We start from the raw sequence: 18,101 nt of genomic DNA, 5'->3' as shown, positions 1-18,101 counted from the left end.
GCCATGAGCGAATTGCCTGATAACCCGATCAGCGCCACGGTGGATTTCGCCCGCGAAGGCGTGCAGCACGGGTTTCTCAAACTGCCGTATTCGCGGGACGACTCGGCCTGGGGCGCGGTGATGATTCCGCTGACGGTGATTCAGCGTGGTCAGGGACCGACGGCGCTGCTGACCGGCGGTAACCACGGCGACGAATACGAAGGCCCGGTTGCGCTGAGCAAACTGGCGCAGGGCCTGACGGCTGGTGAAGTGAGCGGGCGGGTGATCATCGTCCCGTTCATGAATACCCCGGCGTTCCACGCCGGACGGCGCACGTCGCCCATCGACAAGGGCAACCTGAATCGCAGTTTTCCCGGCAAGCCAGATGGCACGGTGACCGAGAAAATCGCCGATTACTTCAACCGGACCTTGTTGCCTTTGGCCGATATCGTGCTGGACATTCATTCCGGCGGCCGCACCCTGGATTTCCTGCCGTTCGCCGCGTGTCATGTGCTGCCCGATAAACACCAGCAAGCCCGATGCGAAGCCGGCATGCGCGCGTTCAATGCTCCGTACAGCATGCGCATGCTGGAGCTGGATGCGGGGGCGATGTACGACACAGCCGCCGAGCGACAGGGCAAAGTTTTCGTCACCACCGAACTGGGTGGCGGTGGTTCGTCCAGCGCACGCAGTGTGGCGATCGCCGAGCGCGGGGTGCGCAATCTGCTGGTGCATGCCGGGATTCTCGAAGGCGAGGTCCAGACCGCTGCGTCGATCATGCTCGACATGCCGGATGCTGATTGCTTCATTGCCAGCGAACATGACGGCTTGCTGGAATTGTGTCGCGATCTGGGTGACAACGTGAGCAAGGGCGAGGTGATTGCCCGGGTTTATGACGCCACCCGCAGCGGTGTTGCCCCGGTGGAATATCGTGCGGCCCGCAGCGGTTTACTGGCGGCGCGGCATTTCCCCGGGTTGGTGCAGTGCGGTGACACCGTGGCAGTCATCGCCGAAGTATTGGCGTAACACAATCCTTGTGGGAGCGGGCAAGTCAGCTCCCACAAGGTCCCAATGGCACAGGAGTTCCTCGGCCCATGCACAAGCTTGATCGCTACGACCTGAAAATCCTGCGAATCCTTGCCGAAGACGGGCGGATCACCAAGTCGAGCCTGGCCGACGCGATCAATCTATCGGTGACCCCGGCCTGGGAGCGCGTGCGCAAACTGGAAGCGCTTGGGTTGATCAAGGGCTACCGGGCGCAGATTGACTGGAATGCGGTATTCAAAAGTCAGCAGGTCCTGGTCGAAATCACCCTGGCCCGACACACCGCACAGGATATGCGCCGGTTCGAGCAACGCATGTGCGAGGCGGCTGAAGTGGCGTTCTGTTACGCCACCGGTGGCGGGGTGGATTACATGGCGATGATCCAGGCGCCGGACATCGATCACTACCAGCGGTTTATCGACCAGCTGCTGCTCGACGATCTGGGCATCGAGCGTTACTTCACCTACATCGTGACCAAGACCATCAAGACCGCTGGCGCCTTGCCGGCGGAGTTGGCACAAGAGCCCTGAACACGACAGATCCGTGTGGGAGAGGGTTTGCTCACGTTGACTGACACGCCGCTTTCGCGAGCTGGCTCGCTTGTATGGTAGGACTTGAAGGGAGGAGGAGGGACAAGGCTCGATTCTGACTGTTGACGCAGTACAGACTGTGGGAGATTTCGCCCCTCCTCCTTTCACCCAAGCGCCGATAAAGAATGCATCTGGCTAGACCGACGATAGGAACAAGCCTGCGCCTCTGGGTGAGCCCTTCAAGTGCTCAAACCTTATCTCGGAGGAAATCCTATGGCAATGCCGGTCTCTCTATCAAAACCGATCGTGGGCGTGGATGTCGCCAAGAATGAACTGGTGATTTATCAGGCTGATAACGATTTGCTTAAAGAGATTCCCAACACTAAAACATCCATCAAGCAGTGGCTGAATACGTTGCCGGGGACGGTGGCTATTGCCATTGAGGCGACCAACATCTATCACCTGGACTTTGCTGATCTGGCCTATGAGGCCGGATGTGCGATTTACATGGTGGGAGGCTATGAACTCAAACATTATCGCGAAGGCGTGAAAATCCGCGCCAAAACCGACGCGCTGGACGCCAAGTTGCTGGCCCGTTACCTGAAGAACGAAGCCGAGGAGTTGCGCCCCTGGACCCCTCCATCACCGCTGTACCGCCAGCTCCTGAGCCTCTTCCGCCGCCGGGCTGCCTTGGTCCAGGCTAGGGTTGGCCTGGTGCAGAGTTGGTCGAATGAGCCGCTGCTGAAAGCGGCTTTTGCAGAACAAGTGAAGTCCATGCAGCAGCTTGAAACGCTGATCGAAAAGACGATCAACGATCAGCTCAAAGAAGCCGGTTTACTCGGTCAACTGAAACGTTGCCTGAAAGTTGAAGGCATTGGATTTTTGACTGGGGCTCGCTTGATAACTGCATTTCAGCGCGGGGATTTTAGAAACGCGGATGCGTTTATCGCCTTCCTGGGCATGGATTTACGGGTGTCTAAATCAGGACAGAAGGACGGTCGCCGCAGTTTGACCAAGCGCGGTGACCCCGAGGCCCGCCGGCTTCTGCACAATGCAGCGATGTCGGCTAGCCGTACGAAAGCCTGGAAAGGGTTTTACGAAGCCCAAAGAGCCCGGGGCTTCAGCACTACTGAGGCGCTGGTGATGCTGGCTCGCAAGCTTGCGCGGGTGGCATTCGCCTTGCTGAAAGGGCAGAGCGAATATCAGTCAAAGGTCAGTTGAGGGTTTCCCCTCAACCATAGAATCTCCCACATGACTGCTTGTCTGACTGAAAGAACAGTGTTCGTTAAGGCTCACCGCAAAATCTTCGGTTTTGCGCTGTTCAATCAGAAAAAACCGCCTGCCAAGCCCCGCCAAACACCCAATAACCCGAGCCGAGCTGCCCTAGCATGGTTCCACGCACACGGTTTGGAGTAACCGCCATGACATACAAACATCCGCTGCTGTTCAAGGCACTGTGTTACGTCGATGGGCATTGGGTCCACAGCGACAGTGGTCACAGTGTCGCCGTGCATAACCCTGCCGACCTGAAATTGATTGGCCACGTGCCGATGCTCGATCAGCCGCAGATTGTCGCGGCTGTCGATGCCGCGCACCGGGCCTTTGCCGGCTGGCGCGAACAAAGCCTCGATGCGCGTGGGACGATTTTGCGGCGCTGGGCGGCGTTGATCCTTGAGCATCAGGAAGACCTGGCGCGCATCCTCAGTCAGGAACAAGGCAAGCCGCTGGCCGAGTCTCGTGGGGAAATCGCTTACGCCGCGAGTTTCATTCCCTGGTTCGCCGAGGAAGCACGGCGTCTTTATGGGCAAAACATTCCCAGCCACATTCCTGGTGCACATCTGGGCACTCTCAAGGAGCCGGTCGGCGTCTGTGCACTGCTGACACCGTGGAATTTCCCGTCGGCCATGATCACCCGCAAAGCGGCCGCCGCCCTGGCCGCTGGCTGCACCGTAGTGATCAAACCGGCCCATGAAACGCCTTTTTCAGCATTGGCGCTGGCGCAACTGGCGGAGGAGGCGGGCTTCCCGGCGGGCGTGTTCAACGTGGTGCTGGGCGAGCCGCAGATGACCATGCAAACCCTGGTGCAGGACAGCCGCGTGCGTTCGGTCAGCTTCACCGGCTCGACCCGCGTCGGCAAGTTGGTGCTGCAAGCGGCAGCGCAGGACGTGAAGAAAGTCTCGCTGGAACTGGGCGGCAATGCGCCGTTCATCGTCTGCGCCGATGCCGATCTGGCGCTGGCGGTGAAAGTCGCCGTAGAAGCCAAATTCCAGACCTCCGGTCAGGATTGCTGCGCGGCCAACCGGATCATGGTGCAGCGCTCGATTTACCCGGAATTCCTCCAGCGCTTTGCCGCTGCGGTTCGCGAGCTGCGGGTCGGTCCGGCCCTGGTGGGCGATCAAGAACAACCTGTCGACATCGGCCCGTTGATGCACCGGGCCGCTTTCGAGGTGACGGCCGAGCGTGTGGCTGACGCCCTTCAACTCGGTGCGCAACGCTTGGTCGGCGGCGAGGCTCACGCCTTGGGGGGATTGTTCTACCAGCCGACGGTGCTCGCGGATGTCACCCCGCAGATGCGCATCTACCGCGAAGAGAATTTCGCGCCAATTGCGGGGGTGATGCCGTTTGACACCCTTGAGCACGCCATCGAAATGGCCAACGACACCGAATACGGTTTGGCCGCCTACATTTGTTCCAATCGCCTGGACCTGATCTACCCGCTGATTCGCCGACTCGATCACGCCATGGTCGCGGTCAACGGCGTCAAATTCACCGGCCATCCAATTCCGTTCGGTGGCATGAAAGCCTCGGGTCTGGGCCGCGAAGGCGGCACCGAGGGCTTCGAAGCCTTTGTCGAAACCAAATACTTTTGCCTGCACCATCAAGGCCAGTTCTAAGGAGACATGTCATGAACCAAGAACTCGATACCCTGTTCGAACAAGACCGCGCGCACTTCATGCACCCCTCGACCCACGCCCATGACCACGCCAGCGGCGCGCTCAAGGGACGCATCATCAAGAGTGCGTCGGGCATTCGCATCCGCGACCACGAGGGCCGCGACTTCATCGACGCCTTCGCTGGCCTGTACTGCGTGAACATCGGCTACGGCCGTACCGAAGTCGCCGATGCGATCTACAAGCAGGCCAAGGAGCTGGCGTATTACCACACCTATGTGGGGCATTCGACCGAGGCGATCATCGAGTTGTCCAGCCGCATCATGGACTGGGCGCCGCAGGGCATGAAAAAGGTCTATTACGGTCTGTCCGGGTCTGACGCCAACGAAACCCAGATCAAACTGGTGCGTTACTACAACAACGTATTGGGTCGCCCGCAGAAGAAGAAAATCATCTCCCGCGATCGCGGTTATCACGGCTCGGGCATCATGACCGGCAGCCTCACCGGCCTGCCGACTTTTCATCAGCACTTCGACCTGCCGGCCGAAGGCGTCAAACACACCGTTTGCCCGCACTGGTACCGAAAGGCGCCGGCCGGCATGGATGAAGCGGCGTTCGTGCGCTATTGCGCCGACGAACTGGAGAAAATGATCCTCGCCGAAGGGCCGGACACCGTGGCCGCGTTCATCGGCGAGCCGTTGATGGGCACCGGCGGCATCATCGTTCCTCCGGCGGGTTATTGGGCGGCGATTCAAGCGGTGCTCAACAAATACGACGTATTGCTGATCGCCGATGAAGTGGTGTGCGCGTTCGGTCGGCTGGGTTCGAAGATGGGCAGCCAGCGTTACGGCATGCAGCCGGACTTGATCACCACCGCCAAGGGCCTGACGAGCGCCTATGCACCATTGTCGGCAGTGATCGTCGGCGAAAAAGTATGGGACGTAATCGAAAAAGCCTCTGAATCACAAGGTGCGATGGGCCATGGCTGGACATACTCCGGTCACCCGATCTGCGCCGCCGCGGCCTTGGCCAACCTCGAAATTCTGGAGCGGGAAAACCTCACCGCCAACGCCGAGAAAGTAGGCAGCTACCTGAACCGCCGGTTGCGCGAAACCCTGGAAGGCCATCCGCTGGTGGGTGAAGTGCGCGGTGACGGCATGCTTGCCGCCGTCGAGTTCATGGCCGATCGCGAGCAGCGCACGCCGTTCGACGCCGCCTTGAAGGTCGGCCCGAAAGTTTCGGCGGCCTGTCTCGAGCGCGGCATGATTGCCCGGGCGATGCCTCACGGCGACATTCTCGGCTTTGCGCCGCCGTTGATTTTGACCGAGGAAGAAGCCGACCTGATCGTCGACATCACCAAGAGCGCGGTAGATCAGGTGGCCAGCGAAGTGCTTGGCTGATCCCCAGCCTGGTTGAACAGGGCCCGTCCGATTCTCAGATCGGGCGGGCTTTTTTGCGTCGCCTGTTCAGGCCCGCAAAGAGGCCTTGACAGGCACCAAAAATCCTCGATCAGAAACAAAAAAACCTCGGACAATCACTCGTCCGAGGTTTTTTGTGTCGCGCGAAACCTGATTACTTCTTCAGGCCGTAATGCTCATCGAGCATGCCCGGCGCGTTCGGAGCTTTGGGGGCGTAGTCGCGAGGCGGTTCCTGATTGCGCGGTGGCGTCAGGCGTTCCCGTGGAGCCTGTGCCGAATCGGCGTGCAGGGCGGCCAGCAAGCGTTGACGAGTCTGCTCGTCCAGGGCCAGGCGGTTGGCACCCTCGGCGAGGTGATCCTGCACTTCCTGATAGCTCGCCGTCAGCTTCTTGACCAGGTTTGCAGTGCTGTTGAAGTGGGTGACCACCTCGTTCTGATAACTGTCGAAACGTTCCTGAATGTCATCCAGCTGACGTTGGGTGCTGCTAGGCGCGGCATTCGGCACCAAACGAGCGATCAGGAAACCAATGGCGACACCCACAACCAGGGCAAGAGTCGGCAACAACCAAACTAAGAGCGAGTGTTCCACGAGTCCTTCCTCTATAAACGGCTTTGCTTTACGTTAACGGCTCGAACCTGCGCTGTATACCGCGATTCACTCGCAATAGATTGGCACAGACAATTTGCTAGACGAGTCGACCCGATTCGAGGTCACGGAGTTCCTTCCTTGCTTATGCGCGAAACCCCTGTAGTGATTGATGGCCCGGTCGGCCAACTGGAAGCCCTTTATCTTGATAATGAGCAGCCGCGCGGCATCGCGCTGATCTGCCACCCGAACCCGGTGCAGGGCGGCACCATGCTCAATAAAGTCGTCTCGACCCTGCAGCGCACCGCGCGCGACGCCGGTTTGATTACTTTGCGCTTCAACTACCGTGGCGTCGGTGCCAGCGAAGGCACCCACGACATGGGCACCGGCGAAGTCGACGACGCCCAAGCCGTTGCCGAATGGCTACGGGCCAAACACCCCGAGTTGCCGCTGACCCTGTTCGGTTTCTCCTTTGGTGGTTTTGTTGCAGCAAGTCTCGGCGGACGCCTGGAAGCCAGGGGCGAACAGCTCAAGCATCTGTTCATGGTCGCGCCGGCTGTCATGCGCCTGGGCGATCAGGATCAACTGCCGCAGCAGGGTGAACTGACCCTGATCCAGCCGGAAACCGACGAAGTGATCGATCCGCAACTTGTTTACGAATGGTCCGACAAGCTCGAACGCCCCCATGAGCTGCTGAAAGTGGCAGAATGCGGACACTTTTTTCATGGCAAGCTGACCGATCTCAAGGATCTGATCCTGCCGCGCCTTTCGAATTGATTGCAGTCTGACAAGCGATTACCCATGACGACTCGTACCCGTATCCTCACCGGCATCACCACTACCGGCACGCCGCACCTGGGCAACTACGCCGGCGCCATCCGCCCGGCGATCCTGGCCAGCCGTGACAGCAATGCCGATTCGTTCTACTTCCTGGCTGACTACCACGCCCTGATCAAATGCGACGACCCGCTGCGCATCCAGCGCTCGCGTCTGGAAATCGCCGCGACCTGGCTGGCCGGTGGCCTGGATGTGGATCGTGTGACGTTCTATCGCCAGTCCGACATCCCGGAAATTCCCGAGCTGACCTGGCTGCTGACCTGCGTTGCCGCCAAGGGCCTGCTCAACCGCGCCCATGCCTATAAGGCCTCGGTGGACAAGAATGTCGAGACCGGCGAAGACCCGGATGCGGGCATCACCATGGGCTTGTACAGCTATCCGGTGCTGATGGCCGCGGACATCCTGATGTTCAACGCCCACAAGGTGCCGGTCGGTCGTGACCAGATCCAGCACGTGGAAATGGCCCGCGACATCGGCCAGCGCTTCAACCACCTGTTCGGCCAGGGCAAAGAATTCTTCACCATGCCGGAGGCGCTGATCGAAGAAAGCGTCGCCACGCTGCCAGGCCTCGACGGTCGCAAGATGTCGAAGAGCTACGACAACACCATTCCGTTGTTCAGCAGCGCCAAGGAAATGAAGGACGCGATCTCGCGGATCGTCACCGACTCCCGCGCGCCGGGCGAAGCCAAGGATCCGGACAACTCGCACCTGTTCACCCTGTTCCAGGCGTTTGCCACGCCGGCACAGTCCGATGAATTCCGCAGCGAACTGTTGCAGGGCCTGGGTTGGGGCGAGGCGAAGAATCGCCTGTTCCAACTGCTCGATAGCGAGCTGGGCGAGTCCCGCGAGCGTTATCACCAGTTGATCGAGCGCCCGGCGGATCTGGAAGACATGCTGCAACTCGGCGCGAAAAAAGCGCGTTCGGTGGCTACACCGTTCCTCCACGAACTGCGCGAAGCGGTCGGCCTGCGCTCTTTCGTCGCTCAGACCCAGGTCGCTGCCACCACCAAGAAGAAAGCCGCGAAAGCCGCGCGTTTTGTCAGCTTCCGCGAAGAAGACAGCAGTTTCCGTTTCCGTCTGCTGGCGGCCGATGGCGAGCAACTGCTGTTGTCGCGCAACTTCGCCGACGGCAAAACCGCTGGTCAAGTGACCAAGCAGCTGCAATCGGGCCAGCCGTTGGATGTGCGCAGTGAAGAGCAGAGCTTCAGCGTCTGGCTGGAAGGCGAGTGCGTAGCCGACAGCCCGACCTTTGCTGACAACGCCGCTCGCGACGTCGCCATCGACGCCCTGCGGGTTGCGCTGACACCGGTTCAGGAATAAATCAACGGCTCGACCCGACCAAGGGCCGATTGCCATTCCCACGGGCCGTCGCTACAGTGACGGCCCGTTTTTGTTGCCTTGCTAACGAATTATGACGCCCCTAGAACGATATCAAGCTGATCTGAAACGCCCGGAATTCTTCCATGACGCCGCGCAGGAAACCGCCGTGCGTCATTTGCAGCGCCTGTACGACGATCTGGTCGCTGCGTCGAACACCAAGCCGGGCCTGCTCGGCAAACTGTTTGGCAAGAAAGATCAGGCACCGGTCAAGGGCCTGTATTTCTGGGGCGGCGTGGGTCGCGGCAAGACTTACCTGGTCGACACCTTCTTCGAAGCGCTGCCGTTCAAGGAAAAGGTCCGCACTCACTTCCACCGCTTCATGAAGCGCGTGCACGAAGAGATGAAGACCCTCGGCGGCGAGAAGAACCCGCTGACCATCATCGCCAAGCGCTTCTCTGACGAAGCCCGGGTGATCTGTTTCGATGAGTTCTTCGTGTCCGACATCACCGACGCGATGATCCTCGGCACGCTGATGGAAGAGCTGTTCAAGAATGGCGTGACCCTGGTTGCGACCTCGAACATCGTGCCGGACGGTCTGTACAAGGATGGCCTGCAACGTGCGCGCTTCCTGCCGGCCATCGCGCTGATCAAACAGAACACCGACATCGTCAACGTCGATAGCGGCGTCGACTATCGTCTGCGCCACCTCGAGCAAGCCGAGCTGTTCCACTTCCCGCTGGACGAAGCCGCTCAGGAAAGCCTGCGCAAAAGCTTCCGCGCCCTGACTCCGGAATGCACGGCCGCCATCGAGAATGACGTGCTGATGATCGAGAACCGCGAAATTCGCGCCGTGCGCACCTGCGATGACGTGGCCTGGTTCGACTTCCGCGAACTGTGCGACGGCCCGCGCAGCCAGAACGATTACATCGAGCTGGGCAAGATCTTCCACGCCGTGTTGCTCAGCGGTGTCGAGCAGATGAGCGTCACCACCGACGACATCGCCCGACGCTTTATCAACATGGTCGACGAGTTCTACGACCGTAACGTCAAGCTGATCATCTCGGCTGAAGTCGAGCTCAAGGACCTCTACACCGGCGGTCGTCTGAACTTCGAGTTCCAGCGCACGCTCAGCCGTCTGCTGGAAATGCAGTCGCACGAATTCCTGTCCCGGGCGCACAAGCCGTAGGACGATTCGGAAAATAAAAAAAGGGCCTGCACATGCAGGCCCTTTTTTGTTCACCGCAGATTTCCTGTGGGAGCGAGCCTGCTCGCGAAGGCGGAGTGTCAGTCACATAGATGTTTGATGTGATACCGCTTTCGCGAGCAGGCTCGCACACAGTGGATTTTGTGGTGGGGTTGACGCTTAGGCGGCTTGCTGAAACTGCTGCCGATACTGATTTGGCGACAACTCGGTGTGCTGGCGGAACAGCCGCGCAAAGAAGCTCGCATCGTCATAGCCGACTTCATAGCTGATGGTCTTGATGCTCTTGCGGCTGCCCGACAGCAATCCCTTGGCGGTTTCGATGCGCAGGCGTTGCAGGTAATGCAGAGGCTTGTCGCCGGTGGCGGTCTGGAAGCGCCGCATGAAATTGCGGATGCTCATGCCGTGTTCGCGGGCGACGTCTTCGAAGCGGAATTTGTCGGCGAAGTGTTCTTCGAGCCAGTGCTGAATCTGCAGGATGATCACGTCCTGGTGCAATTTCTGTCCGCCGAAGCCGATGCGTCCTGGCGAATAGCTGCGCTGCACTTCGTAGAGAATGTCCCGGGCCACGGCCTGGGAGACGTTGGCGCCGCAGAAGCGTTCGATCAGGTAGATGTAGAGGTCGCATGCCGAGGTGGTGCCGCCTGCGCAATACAGGTTGTCGGCGTCAGTCAGGTGCTTGTCCTGATTGAGATAAACCTGTGGGAAACGCTCGGCGAAGGCATTGAAGAAGCGCCAATAGGTGGTCGCCTCCTTGCCGTTGAGCAGGCCGGCCTCGGCGAGCCAGAACACCCCGGTGGCCTCACCGCAAAGCACGGCGCCGCGAGCGTGTTGCTGACGCAACCAGGGCAGGACCTGTGGATAACGTTGGCAAAGGGTATCGAAATCGTCCCAGAAGGCCGGGAGGATAATGACGTCGGCATTTTCCAGGCCGCCGTCCACCGGCATGATCACATCGCTGAAGCTGTTCACCGGTTTGCCGTCGGGGCTGACCAGCCGGGTTTCGAACGCCGGTGTCAGGCCCTGGCCCAGTTGTTTGCCGTATCGCAGGCTGGCCAGATGAAAGAAATCCTTGGCTTGCATGAGGGTGGAAGCGAAAACCCGGTCGATAGCCAGGATGCTGACGCGCCGCAAGGGCGTGGAGACTTGGTTAGACATAATTCAACTTTATTCTTATAGGGGAAAGTGGTCACCAGACGGCTGGATCGTCTTATTTTTTGTCTGATGTGTCCAGTGTCCTGTATCGGATGCGGGGCTTAGTCTCTGAAGGTCAACTTCTTCCAACAATTAATGACAGGTGCCGCATGATCCCCAGAACCTTGTTCAGTTCCGAGCACGAATTGTTTCGCGACAGCGTGCGAACGTTCCTCGAAAAAGAGGCCGTGCCGTTCCACGGGCAATGGGAAAAACAAGGCTACATCGACCGTAAACTCTGGAACAAGGCGGGGGAGGCGGGGATGCTTTGTTCGCACCTGCCGGAGGAATACGGTGGGCTGGGGGCAGACTTTCTCTACAGCACGGTGGTGATCGAAGAGGTCGGTCGTCTCGGCCTGACTGGCATCGGTTTTTCTCTGCATTCGGACATTGTGGCGCCGTACATCCTGCATTACGGCAGTGAAGCGCTGAAGCACAAATACCTGCCGAAACTGGTGTCCGGCGAAATGGTTACCGCGATTGCCATGACCGAACCGGGCGCCGGTTCCGACTTGCAAGGGGTGAAAACCACCGCCGTGCTGGATGGCGACGAGTACGTGATCAACGGATCGAAAACCTTCATCACCAACGGCTTTTTGGCTGATCTGGTGATTGTCGTGGCCAAGACCGATCCGAAGGCCGGCGCGAAGGGCACCAGTCTGTTTCTGGTCGAGGCCAACACCCCGGGCTTCGACAAGGGCAAGCGCCTGGAAAAGGTCGGCATGAAGGCTCAGGACACGTCGGAGTTGTTCTTCCAGGACGTGCGGGTCCCCAAGGAGAATCTGTTGGGGCAGGCGGGCATGGGCTTCGCTTACCTGATGCAGGAGTTGCCTCAGGAGCGCCTCACCGTCGCCATTGGCGGGTTGGCGTCGGCCGAAGCTGCGTTGAAATGGACGCTCGATTACACCCGTGAACGCAAGGCGTTCGGCAAGGCGATTGCCGATTTCCAGAACACGCGCTTCAAGCTGGCGGAGATGGCGACTGAAATCCAGATCGGCCGGGTCTTCGTTGATCGCTGCCTGGAGCTGCACCTGCAAGGCAAGCTGGATGTGCCGACCGCCGCGATGGCCAAGTATTGGGGGACTGACCTGCAATGCAAGGTGCTCGACGAATGCGTGCAGTTGCATGGCGGTTACGGATTCATGTGGGAATATCCGATCGCCCGAGCGTGGGCCGATGCGCGGGTGCAACGGATTTATGCGGGGACCAATGAAATCATGAAGGAGATTATTGCGCGGTCGCTTTGATTTTGCGGTGACTGTCAGGCCCTCATCGCGATCAGGCTCACTCCTGCAGGGATTGTGCAAAACCTGTGGGAGTGAGCTTTTCGCGATGGGGACTATGAGTCGATCAAGGCGCCGGGTTCGGGTGATCCTTGTGAATCGCCTCAATCCCCGCCAGCACTTCATCGGAAAGTTTCAGCTCGAAACTGGCGATGTTGCTCTCCAGTTGCTCCAGGGTTGTGGCGCCGATGATGTTGCTGGTCACAAACGGCTGCTGATTGACAAACGCCAACGCCATTTGCGCCGGGTCCAGGCCGTGTTCCCGGGCCAGTGCGACATAACGGCTGCACGCTGCTTCCGATTGCGGGTTGAAATACCGGCTGAAGCGGCTGTAGAGGCTCAGGCGGCCTTTTGGTGGACGTGCGCCACCTTCGTACTTGCCCGACAGGAAACCGAACGCCAGCGGCGAATAGGCGAGCAGGCCGCACTGTTCGCGGATGGCGATTTCCGCCAGGCCGACCTCGAAGCTGCGGTTGAGCAGGTTGTACGGGTTCTGGATAGACACCGCGCGCGGCCAGCCACGGGCTTCGGCCAGGGCGAGGAAGCGCATGGTGCCCCATGGCGTTTCGTTGGACAGGCCGATGTGGCGGATCTTGCCGGCCTTGACCTGCTCGTCCAGCGCTTCGAGGGTGTCCTCCAGCGGCGTGAGGTTGGCTTCGGTCTGGTGTTTGTAACCGAGCTGGCCGAAGAAGTTGGTGCTGCGTTCCGGCCAGTGCAGCTGATAGAGGTCGATGTAGTCGGTTTGCAGGCGCTTGAGGCTGGCGTCCACGGCTTCAGTGATGTGCTGGCGGTTGTGTCGCAGGTTTTTATCGCGGATGTAATCGATGGTGTTGCCGGGGCCGGCGATTTTGCTGGCGAGGATCCAGTCGGAGCGATCGCCGCGACTTTTGAAGTAATTGCCGATGCAGCGTTCGGTAGTGGCGTAGGTTTCGGCCTTCGGCGGCACCGGGTACATTTCGGCAGTGTCGATGAAATTGATCCCGGCGTTCTTGGCCCGTTCGATCTGGGCGAAGGCTTCAGCTTCAGTGTTTTGCTCGCCCCAGGTCATGGTTCCGAGGCAGATGGCACTCACGTTCAGATTGGTTCGGCCTAGCTGGCGATAGTCCATCGGGTGCTCCTTGGGCAAAACAATCATAAAAGCAGGTTGAATTATTTTTCGCAATCTGCATAATTGCGCACCTCTTTCTGCAGTGGAAGTGATGCGCCGCCGCCGAAGAATCTTGCCGTTGAACGGACGCGCCGACCCGAGCCCCCGAAAGCGTCTGTATCCGGCTGCCTTTGACTTGTCAAAGTACGCACTATTCAGTAAGATCCGCCGTCTAATTTACAGGGCGGCCCCTGAGGCTATAAAGAATGAAAACTTTTACTGCTAAACCGGAAACAGTACAGCGCGACTGGTTTGTCGTCGACGCTGCAGGTCAGACCCTGGGTCGTCTGGCCACCGAAATCGCGAGCCGTCTGCGTGGCAAGCATAAAGCTGAGTACACTCCTCACGTTGACACCGGCGATTACATCGTCGTTATCAATGCCGAGCAGATTCGTGTAACCGGTGCTAAAACCACCGACAAGATCTACTACTCCCACTCCGGTTTCCCGGGCGGCATCAAGTCGATCAACTTTGAAAAGCTGATCGCCAAAGCCCCTGAGCGCGTGATCGAGACCGCGGTCAAAGGCATGCTGCCTAAGAACCCGCTGGGTCGCGACATGTATCGTAAGCTGAAAGTCTATGCGGGCGCTGTACACCCTCATACTGCTCAGCAGCCCCAAGAACTGAAGTTTTAACGGAATAGTTCATTATGTCGGCGACTCAAAATTACGGCACTGGCCGTCGCAAGACCGCAACCGCACGCGTTTTCCTGCGTCCGGGTACTGGTAACATCTCGATCAACAACCGCTCCCTGGATAATTTCTTCGGTCGCGAAACTGCCCGCATGGTAGTTCGTCAGCCGCTGGAATTGACCGAGACAGTTGAAAAGTTCGACATCTACGTCACCGTTATCGGTGGCGGTGTAAGTGGTCAAGCTGGCGCAATCCGCCACGGTATCACTCGCGCTCTGATGCAGTACGACGAAACCCTGCGTGGCGCTCTGCGCAAAGCTGGCTTCGTTACTCGCGATGCTCGTGAAGTTGAACGTAAGAAAGTTGGTCTGCGTAAAGCGCGTAAGCGTCCGCAGTACTCGAAGCGTTAATTCGCTTTCGCGTTCAAAAAGAACGCCCAGTTTCCTCGCGAAGCTGGGCGTTTTTTTATGGGCGCGATTTATCAAAGAATTGCGCTGTGACAACTTGCCACAGCCGTAGAAGCCCTATACTGCAAGGCTTGGCAGTGAAGCCCCTCGGTAATTACCTTGTCAGAATTGGGGCTTTTCATTACCATTCGGCAAAATTTTTATAAGTTCAGATTTTTACTTAGTAGACGCCTGATTTAACAGGCCACAAAGCTGATGGGAGAGGACTGAATGAGCAATGACGGCGTGAATGCAGGCCGGCGTCGCTTCTTGGTAGCAGCCACATCCGTGGTGGGTGCTGCAGGAGCGGTGGGGGCTGCGGTCCCGTTCGTGGGGTCATGGTTTCCCAGTGCCAAGGCGAAAGCCGCAGGTGCACCGGTGAAAGTGAATGTCAGCAAAATCGAACCAGGTCAGCAGATGATTGCTGAGTGGCGCGGTCAGCCGGTGTTCATTGTCCGCCGTACCGAGGAAATCCTGGGGAATCTGAAAAAGATCGAGGGCCAGCTGTCTGACCCGACCTCCAAGAACTCGACACAACCGACCTATGTCGACCCGGAAACGCGTTCGATCAAGCCAGAAGTTCTGCTGCTGATCGGTATCTGCACGCACCTGGGTTGCTCGCCGACCTTCCGTCCAGAAGTGGCACCTGCGGATCTGGGCAAGGACTGGGTAGGTGGTTATTTCTGCCCTTGCCACGGTTCCCACTACGATCTGGCTGGCCGCGTCTACAAGTCGCAACCTGCGCCTTTGAACCTGCCAGTTCCCCCGCATTCCTATGAGACCGATGACATCATTGTCATTGGCGTCGATACGGAGAAAGCGTGATGAGCAAGTTCATGGATTGGGTTGATGCACGCTTTCCCGCGACCAAAATGTGGGAAGACCACCTCAGCAAGTACTACGCCCCGAAGAACTTCAACTTCTTCTATTTCTTTGGCTCCCTGGCGCTGCTCGTTCTGGTCAACCAGATCGTTACCGGTGTCTGGCTGACCATGAGCTACACGCCATCGGCGGAAGAAGCGTTTGCTTCCGTTGAATACATCATGCGCGACGTCGAGTACGGCTCGATCCTGCGTATGTTGCACGCCGTCGGCGCTTCGATGTTCTTTATCGTGGTTTATCTGCACATGTTCCGTGGCTTGCTCTACGGTTCGTACCAGAAGCCGCGTGAGCTGGTGTGGGTCTTCGGCATGCTGATTTACCTGGCGCTGATGGCTGAGGCCTTCATGGGTTACCTGCTGCCGTGGGGCCAGATGTCCTACTGGGGCGCCCAGGTGATCATCTCGCTGTTCGGTGCGATCCCGGTCATCGGCAACGACCTGACCCAGTGGATCCGTGGTGACTACCTGATTTCCGGTATTACCCTGAACCGCTTCTTCGCCCTGCACGTCGTGGCCCTGCCGATCGTGATTCTCGGTCTGGTGGTGCTGCACGTCCTGGCGCTGCACGAAGTCGGTTCGAACAACCCGGACGGCGTCGACATCAAGAAACACAAAGACGAAAACGGCGTACCGCTGGACGGCATTGCCTTCCACCCGTATTACACCGTGAAAGATATCGTCGGCGTGGTGGTGTTCCTGTTCATCTTCTGCTCGATCGTGTTCTTCTTCCCGGAAATGGGCGGTTACTTCCTCGAGAAGCCGAACTTTGAAGTGGCGAACGCCTTCAAGACCCCTGAGCACATCGCTCCGGTCTGGTACTTCACACCGTTCTACGCGATTCTGCGGGCGGTTCCGGACAAGCTCCTGGGCGTTATCGCCATGGGCGCGGCCATCGCTGTGCTGTTCGTCCTGCCGTGGCTGGATCGCAGCCCCGTCAAGTCGATGCGCTACAAAGGCTGGCTGAGCAAAATCTGGCTGGTGGTGTTCTGCGTCTCGTTCGTGATCCTCGGCATTCTGGGTGTTCTGGCTCCGACGCCGGGGCGTACGCTGCTGTCGCAGGTATGTACCTTCCTGTACTTCGCCTACTTCATTCTGATGCCTTTCTACACCAGGCTCGAGAAGACCAAACCGGTTCCGGAAAGGGTGACTGGCTGATGAAAAAGCTATTTGCTGTACTGATTCTTGCTGCCATGCCTGTGTTGTCCTTCGCGTCGACGGCCGGTGCTCCTGAACTGGAAAAGGTCGATATCGACGTTTCTGACAAAGCGGCCATGCAGGACGGCGCGCGTACGTTCGCCAACTACTGCATGGGTTGCCACAGCGCCAAGTTCCAGCGTTACGAGCGTGTTGCCGATGACCTGGGCATCCCGCATGACCTGATGCTCTCGAAGCTGGTGTTCACCGGCGCCAAGATCGGCGACCACATGAGCATCGGCATGCAGCCGGCTGACGCCAAGACCTGGTTTGGCGCCGCACCGCCTGACCTGACTCTGGTAGCGCGTGTTCGTGGTACGGACTGGCTTTATGGTTACCTGAAGTCCTTCTACGAAGATCCGTCGCGTCCTTGGGGTGTGAACAACAAGGTTTTCCCGAACGTGGGCATGCCTAACGTCCTGGTTGGCCTGCAAGGTCGTCAGGTTGTCGGTTGCAAGCAGGTTCCGATCGTCGAAGACGGCAAGAAGCAATATGATCCGCTGACCGGTAACGCGCTGACACATGAAGCGTGCGATCAGCTGACCATCGTGCCGAAGAGCGGTGCTCTGACCGAACAGCAGTTCGATGAGAAGGTCAAGAATCTGGTAACCTTCCTGGCTTACTCGGCTAACCCGGTTAAGCTGGAGCATCAGCGCATCGGTACCTATGTGTTGCTGTACCTGGCGTTCTTCTTCGTATTCGCTTACTTGCTCAAGCGTGAATACTGGAAAGACGTCCATTGATAAAGCTGTAAGCAATTGCTGTTAATCGCACGCGCCCAGGGGCGTCTCTGAAGGTGTAACGAGTCTGGCAAGCCAGACGTTACGGGAGGCGTCCTCTGGGCGCGTGCGTTTTTCCGCTTCCGATAATTTCAACAAGCGAGGAGGACCGCCATGGGCGTGACCAATCGGTTGGCCTGTTACTCCGACCCCGCCGACCACTATTCCCACCGAGTGCGCATCGTACTTGCAGAGAAGGGTGTCAGCGCAGAGATCATTTACGTGGAAGCTGGTCGCCAGCCGCCTAAACTGATTGAAGTGAACCCTTACGGAAGTCTGCCCACCCTGGTCGATCGTGACCTGGCGTTGTGGGAGTCGACCGTGGTGATGGAATATCTGGATGAGCGTTACCCGCACCCGCCCTTGCTGCCGGTTTATCCTGTGGCGCGTGCCAACAGCCGTCTGCTGATCCATCGTATTCAGCGTGACTGGTGTGGTCTGGTGGATCTGATCCTGGATTCGCGGACCAAGGAAGCCGCCCGCGTCTTGGCTCGTAAAGAGTTGCGTGAAAGCCTGACTGGCGTGTCGCCGTTGTTTGCCGACAAGCCGTTTTTCCTCAGCGAGGAACAAAGTCTGGTGGATTGCTGCCTATTGCCAATACTCTGGCGTTTGCCAATTTTGGGTATTGAACTGCCGCGGCCTGCCAAGCCGCTGCTTGATTACATGGAGCGCTCGTTTGCGCGTGAGGCTTTCCAGGCGAGTCTGTCTGGTGTCGAACGCGATATGCGCTAAGGCTTAA

General features: G+C 58.6%; 18 protein-coding genes. 15 read left to right on the top strand and 3 right to left on the bottom strand.

The window, feature by feature from the left end; all coding sequences use genetic code 11:
• Positions 1 to 3: 3 nt before the first annotated feature.
• The 5 genes from doeB (at position 4) to RHP74_RS25875 (ending at position 5,844) form a co-directional block, all read left to right on the top strand.
• The gene (gene doeB, locus RHP74_RS25895) at positions 4 to 1,005 is read left to right on the top strand and encodes a N(2)-acetyl-L-2,4-diaminobutanoate deacetylase DoeB (RefSeq protein ID WP_311096630.1); all 1,002 of its coding nucleotides are present in this window, start codon (positions 4 to 6) and stop codon (positions 1,003 to 1,005) included.
• A 68-nt stretch (positions 1,006 to 1,073) separates the two neighbouring features.
• Positions 1,074 to 1,553 carry an Lrp/AsnC family transcriptional regulator gene (locus RHP74_RS25890; protein WP_083375771.1) on the top strand — a complete coding sequence of 160 codons (480 nt, stop codon included), beginning with the start codon at positions 1,074 to 1,076 and terminating at the stop codon, positions 1,551 to 1,553.
• Positions 1,554 to 1,826: 273 nt separating this feature from the next.
• Complete coding sequence (locus RHP74_RS25885) at positions 1,827 to 2,774, top strand: IS110 family transposase (RefSeq protein WP_042932411.1); 948 nt, start codon at positions 1,827 to 1,829, stop codon at positions 2,772 to 2,774.
• A gap of 200 nt (positions 2,775 to 2,974) precedes the next feature.
• Positions 2,975 to 4,447, top strand: a complete 1,473-nt coding sequence (locus tag RHP74_RS25880) for an NAD-dependent succinate-semialdehyde dehydrogenase (protein WP_010458172.1) — start codon at positions 2,975 to 2,977, stop codon at positions 4,445 to 4,447.
• Between the two features lie 11 nt (positions 4,448 to 4,458).
• Positions 4,459 to 5,844, top strand: coding sequence for an aspartate aminotransferase family protein (locus RHP74_RS25875; RefSeq protein WP_311096629.1), 1,386 nt, complete (start codon positions 4,459 to 4,461; stop codon positions 5,842 to 5,844).
• A 172-nt stretch (positions 5,845 to 6,016) separates the two neighbouring features.
• On the opposite strand, the gene RHP74_RS25870 is transcribed toward RHP74_RS25875, so the two are convergent.
• Entirely contained in the window at positions 6,017 to 6,451 is a 435-nt protein-coding gene (locus tag RHP74_RS25870) for a YhcB family protein (RefSeq protein ID WP_010458168.1), read from the bottom strand.
• 144 nt (positions 6,452 to 6,595) lie between these two features.
• Here RHP74_RS25870 and RHP74_RS25865 point away from each other — a divergent pair, with 144 nt between their 5' ends.
• The 3 genes from RHP74_RS25865 to zapE all read left to right on the top strand — a co-directional run bounded on the left by RHP74_RS25865 (position 6,596) and on the right by zapE (position 9,791).
• Positions 6,596 to 7,225: an alpha/beta fold hydrolase gene (locus RHP74_RS25865; protein ID WP_311096628.1), complete on the top strand. Its 630-nt coding sequence runs from the start codon at positions 6,596 to 6,598 to the stop codon at positions 7,223 to 7,225.
• Between the two features lie 24 nt (positions 7,226 to 7,249).
• Positions 7,250 to 8,605: a tryptophan--tRNA ligase gene (locus RHP74_RS25860; protein WP_077748996.1), complete on the top strand. Its 1,356-nt coding sequence runs from the start codon at positions 7,250 to 7,252 to the stop codon at positions 8,603 to 8,605.
• Positions 8,606 to 8,696: 91 nt separating this feature from the next.
• Positions 8,697 to 9,791, top strand: coding sequence for a cell division protein ZapE (gene zapE / locus RHP74_RS25855; protein ID WP_010458163.1), 1,095 nt, complete (start codon positions 8,697 to 8,699; stop codon positions 9,789 to 9,791).
• A 177-nt stretch (positions 9,792 to 9,968) separates the two neighbouring features.
• On the opposite strand, the gene RHP74_RS25850 is transcribed toward zapE, so the two are convergent.
• The gene (locus tag RHP74_RS25850) at positions 9,969 to 10,865 is read right to left on the bottom strand and encodes a GlxA family transcriptional regulator (RefSeq protein ID WP_169857917.1); all 897 of its coding nucleotides are present in this window, start codon (positions 10,863 to 10,865) and stop codon (positions 9,969 to 9,971) included.
• A 245-nt stretch (positions 10,866 to 11,110) separates the two neighbouring features.
• On the opposite strand from RHP74_RS25850, the gene RHP74_RS25845 reads away from it, so the two are divergent.
• Positions 11,111 to 12,247, top strand: coding sequence for an acyl-CoA dehydrogenase family protein (locus RHP74_RS25845; protein WP_010458159.1), 1,137 nt, complete (start codon positions 11,111 to 11,113; stop codon positions 12,245 to 12,247).
• Positions 12,248 to 12,350: 103 nt separating this feature from the next.
• Here the strand turns inward: RHP74_RS25845 and RHP74_RS25840 are convergent, their stop codons facing one another.
• On the bottom strand, positions 12,351 to 13,391 hold the full coding sequence (locus RHP74_RS25840) for an NADP(H)-dependent aldo-keto reductase (RefSeq protein ID WP_311096627.1): 1,041 nt from the start codon (positions 13,389 to 13,391) through the stop codon (positions 12,351 to 12,353).
• Positions 13,392 to 13,636: 245 nt separating this feature from the next.
• On the opposite strand from RHP74_RS25840, the gene rplM reads away from it, so the two are divergent.
• From rplM to RHP74_RS25810, 6 genes are all read left to right on the top strand, one after another.
• Positions 13,637 to 14,065 (top strand): 50S ribosomal protein L13, encoded by a 429-nt coding sequence (rplM, locus tag RHP74_RS25835; protein ID WP_007905295.1) that lies wholly within the window; start codon positions 13,637 to 13,639, stop codon positions 14,063 to 14,065.
• A 14-nt stretch (positions 14,066 to 14,079) separates the two neighbouring features.
• Positions 14,080 to 14,472 (top strand): 30S ribosomal protein S9, encoded by a 393-nt coding sequence (rpsI, locus tag RHP74_RS25830; protein ID WP_002555064.1) that lies wholly within the window; start codon positions 14,080 to 14,082, stop codon positions 14,470 to 14,472.
• Between the two features lie 267 nt (positions 14,473 to 14,739).
• Entirely contained in the window at positions 14,740 to 15,333 is a 594-nt protein-coding gene (gene petA / locus RHP74_RS25825; protein ID WP_007905300.1) for a ubiquinol-cytochrome c reductase iron-sulfur subunit, read from the top strand.
• Positions 15,333 to 16,544, top strand: a complete 1,212-nt coding sequence (locus RHP74_RS25820; protein ID WP_083375773.1) for a cytochrome bc complex cytochrome b subunit — start codon at positions 15,333 to 15,335, stop codon at positions 16,542 to 16,544. The genes petA and RHP74_RS25820 overlap by 1 nt, the downstream gene beginning before the upstream one ends.
• Positions 16,544 to 17,326: a cytochrome c1 gene (locus RHP74_RS25815; protein WP_010458152.1), complete on the top strand. Its 783-nt coding sequence runs from the start codon at positions 16,544 to 16,546 to the stop codon at positions 17,324 to 17,326. The genes RHP74_RS25820 and RHP74_RS25815 overlap by 1 nt, the downstream gene beginning before the upstream one ends.
• A gap of 150 nt (positions 17,327 to 17,476) precedes the next feature.
• Positions 17,477 to 18,094 carry a glutathione S-transferase N-terminal domain-containing protein gene (locus RHP74_RS25810; RefSeq protein ID WP_311096624.1) on the top strand — a complete coding sequence of 206 codons (618 nt, stop codon included), beginning with the start codon at positions 17,477 to 17,479 and terminating at the stop codon, positions 18,092 to 18,094.
• Positions 18,095 to 18,101: the final 7 nt, after the last annotated feature.

Source organism: Pseudomonas sp. SG20052, from assembly GCF_031766055.1.
Lineage (GTDB): Bacteria > Pseudomonadota > Gammaproteobacteria > Pseudomonadales > Pseudomonadaceae > Aquipseudomonas > Aquipseudomonas mandelii.
Note: the sequence above shows the minus strand (reverse complement) of the source record. Positions and strands in the feature narration are given on the sequence as shown.

Bases quoted from the DNA above. Each gene is read 5' to 3' on its own strand.
- doeB (WP_311096630.1), top strand. From the start codon at position 4: ATGAGCGAATTGCCTGATAACCCGATCAGCGCCACGGTGGATTTCGCC.
- RHP74_RS25890 (WP_083375771.1), top strand. From the start codon at position 1,074: ATGCACAAGCTTGATCGCTACGACCTGAAAATCCTGCGAATCCTTGCC.
- RHP74_RS25885 (WP_042932411.1), top strand. From the start codon at position 1,827: ATGGCAATGCCGGTCTCTCTATCAAAACCGATCGTGGGCGTGGATGTC.
- RHP74_RS25880 (WP_010458172.1), top strand. From the start codon at position 2,975: ATGACATACAAACATCCGCTGCTGTTCAAGGCACTGTGTTACGTCGAT.
- RHP74_RS25875 (WP_311096629.1), top strand. From the start codon at position 4,459: ATGAACCAAGAACTCGATACCCTGTTCGAACAAGACCGCGCGCACTTC.
- RHP74_RS25865 (WP_311096628.1), top strand. From the start codon at position 6,596: ATGCGCGAAACCCCTGTAGTGATTGATGGCCCGGTCGGCCAACTGGAA.
- RHP74_RS25860 (WP_077748996.1), top strand. From the start codon at position 7,250: ATGACGACTCGTACCCGTATCCTCACCGGCATCACCACTACCGGCACG.
- zapE (WP_010458163.1), top strand. From the start codon at position 8,697: ATGACGCCCCTAGAACGATATCAAGCTGATCTGAAACGCCCGGAATTC.
- RHP74_RS25845 (WP_010458159.1), top strand. From the start codon at position 11,111: ATGATCCCCAGAACCTTGTTCAGTTCCGAGCACGAATTGTTTCGCGAC.
- RHP74_RS25840 (WP_311096627.1), bottom strand. From the start codon at position 13,391: ATGGACTATCGCCAGCTAGGCCGAACCAATCTGAACGTGAGTGCCATC.
- rplM (WP_007905295.1), top strand. From the start codon at position 13,637: ATGAAAACTTTTACTGCTAAACCGGAAACAGTACAGCGCGACTGGTTT.
- rpsI (WP_002555064.1), top strand. From the start codon at position 14,080: ATGTCGGCGACTCAAAATTACGGCACTGGCCGTCGCAAGACCGCAACC.
- petA (WP_007905300.1), top strand. From the start codon at position 14,740: ATGAGCAATGACGGCGTGAATGCAGGCCGGCGTCGCTTCTTGGTAGCA.
- RHP74_RS25820 (WP_083375773.1), top strand. From the start codon at position 15,333: ATGAGCAAGTTCATGGATTGGGTTGATGCACGCTTTCCCGCGACCAAA.
- RHP74_RS25815 (WP_010458152.1), top strand. From the start codon at position 16,544: ATGAAAAAGCTATTTGCTGTACTGATTCTTGCTGCCATGCCTGTGTTG.
- RHP74_RS25810 (WP_311096624.1), top strand. From the start codon at position 17,477: ATGGGCGTGACCAATCGGTTGGCCTGTTACTCCGACCCCGCCGACCAC.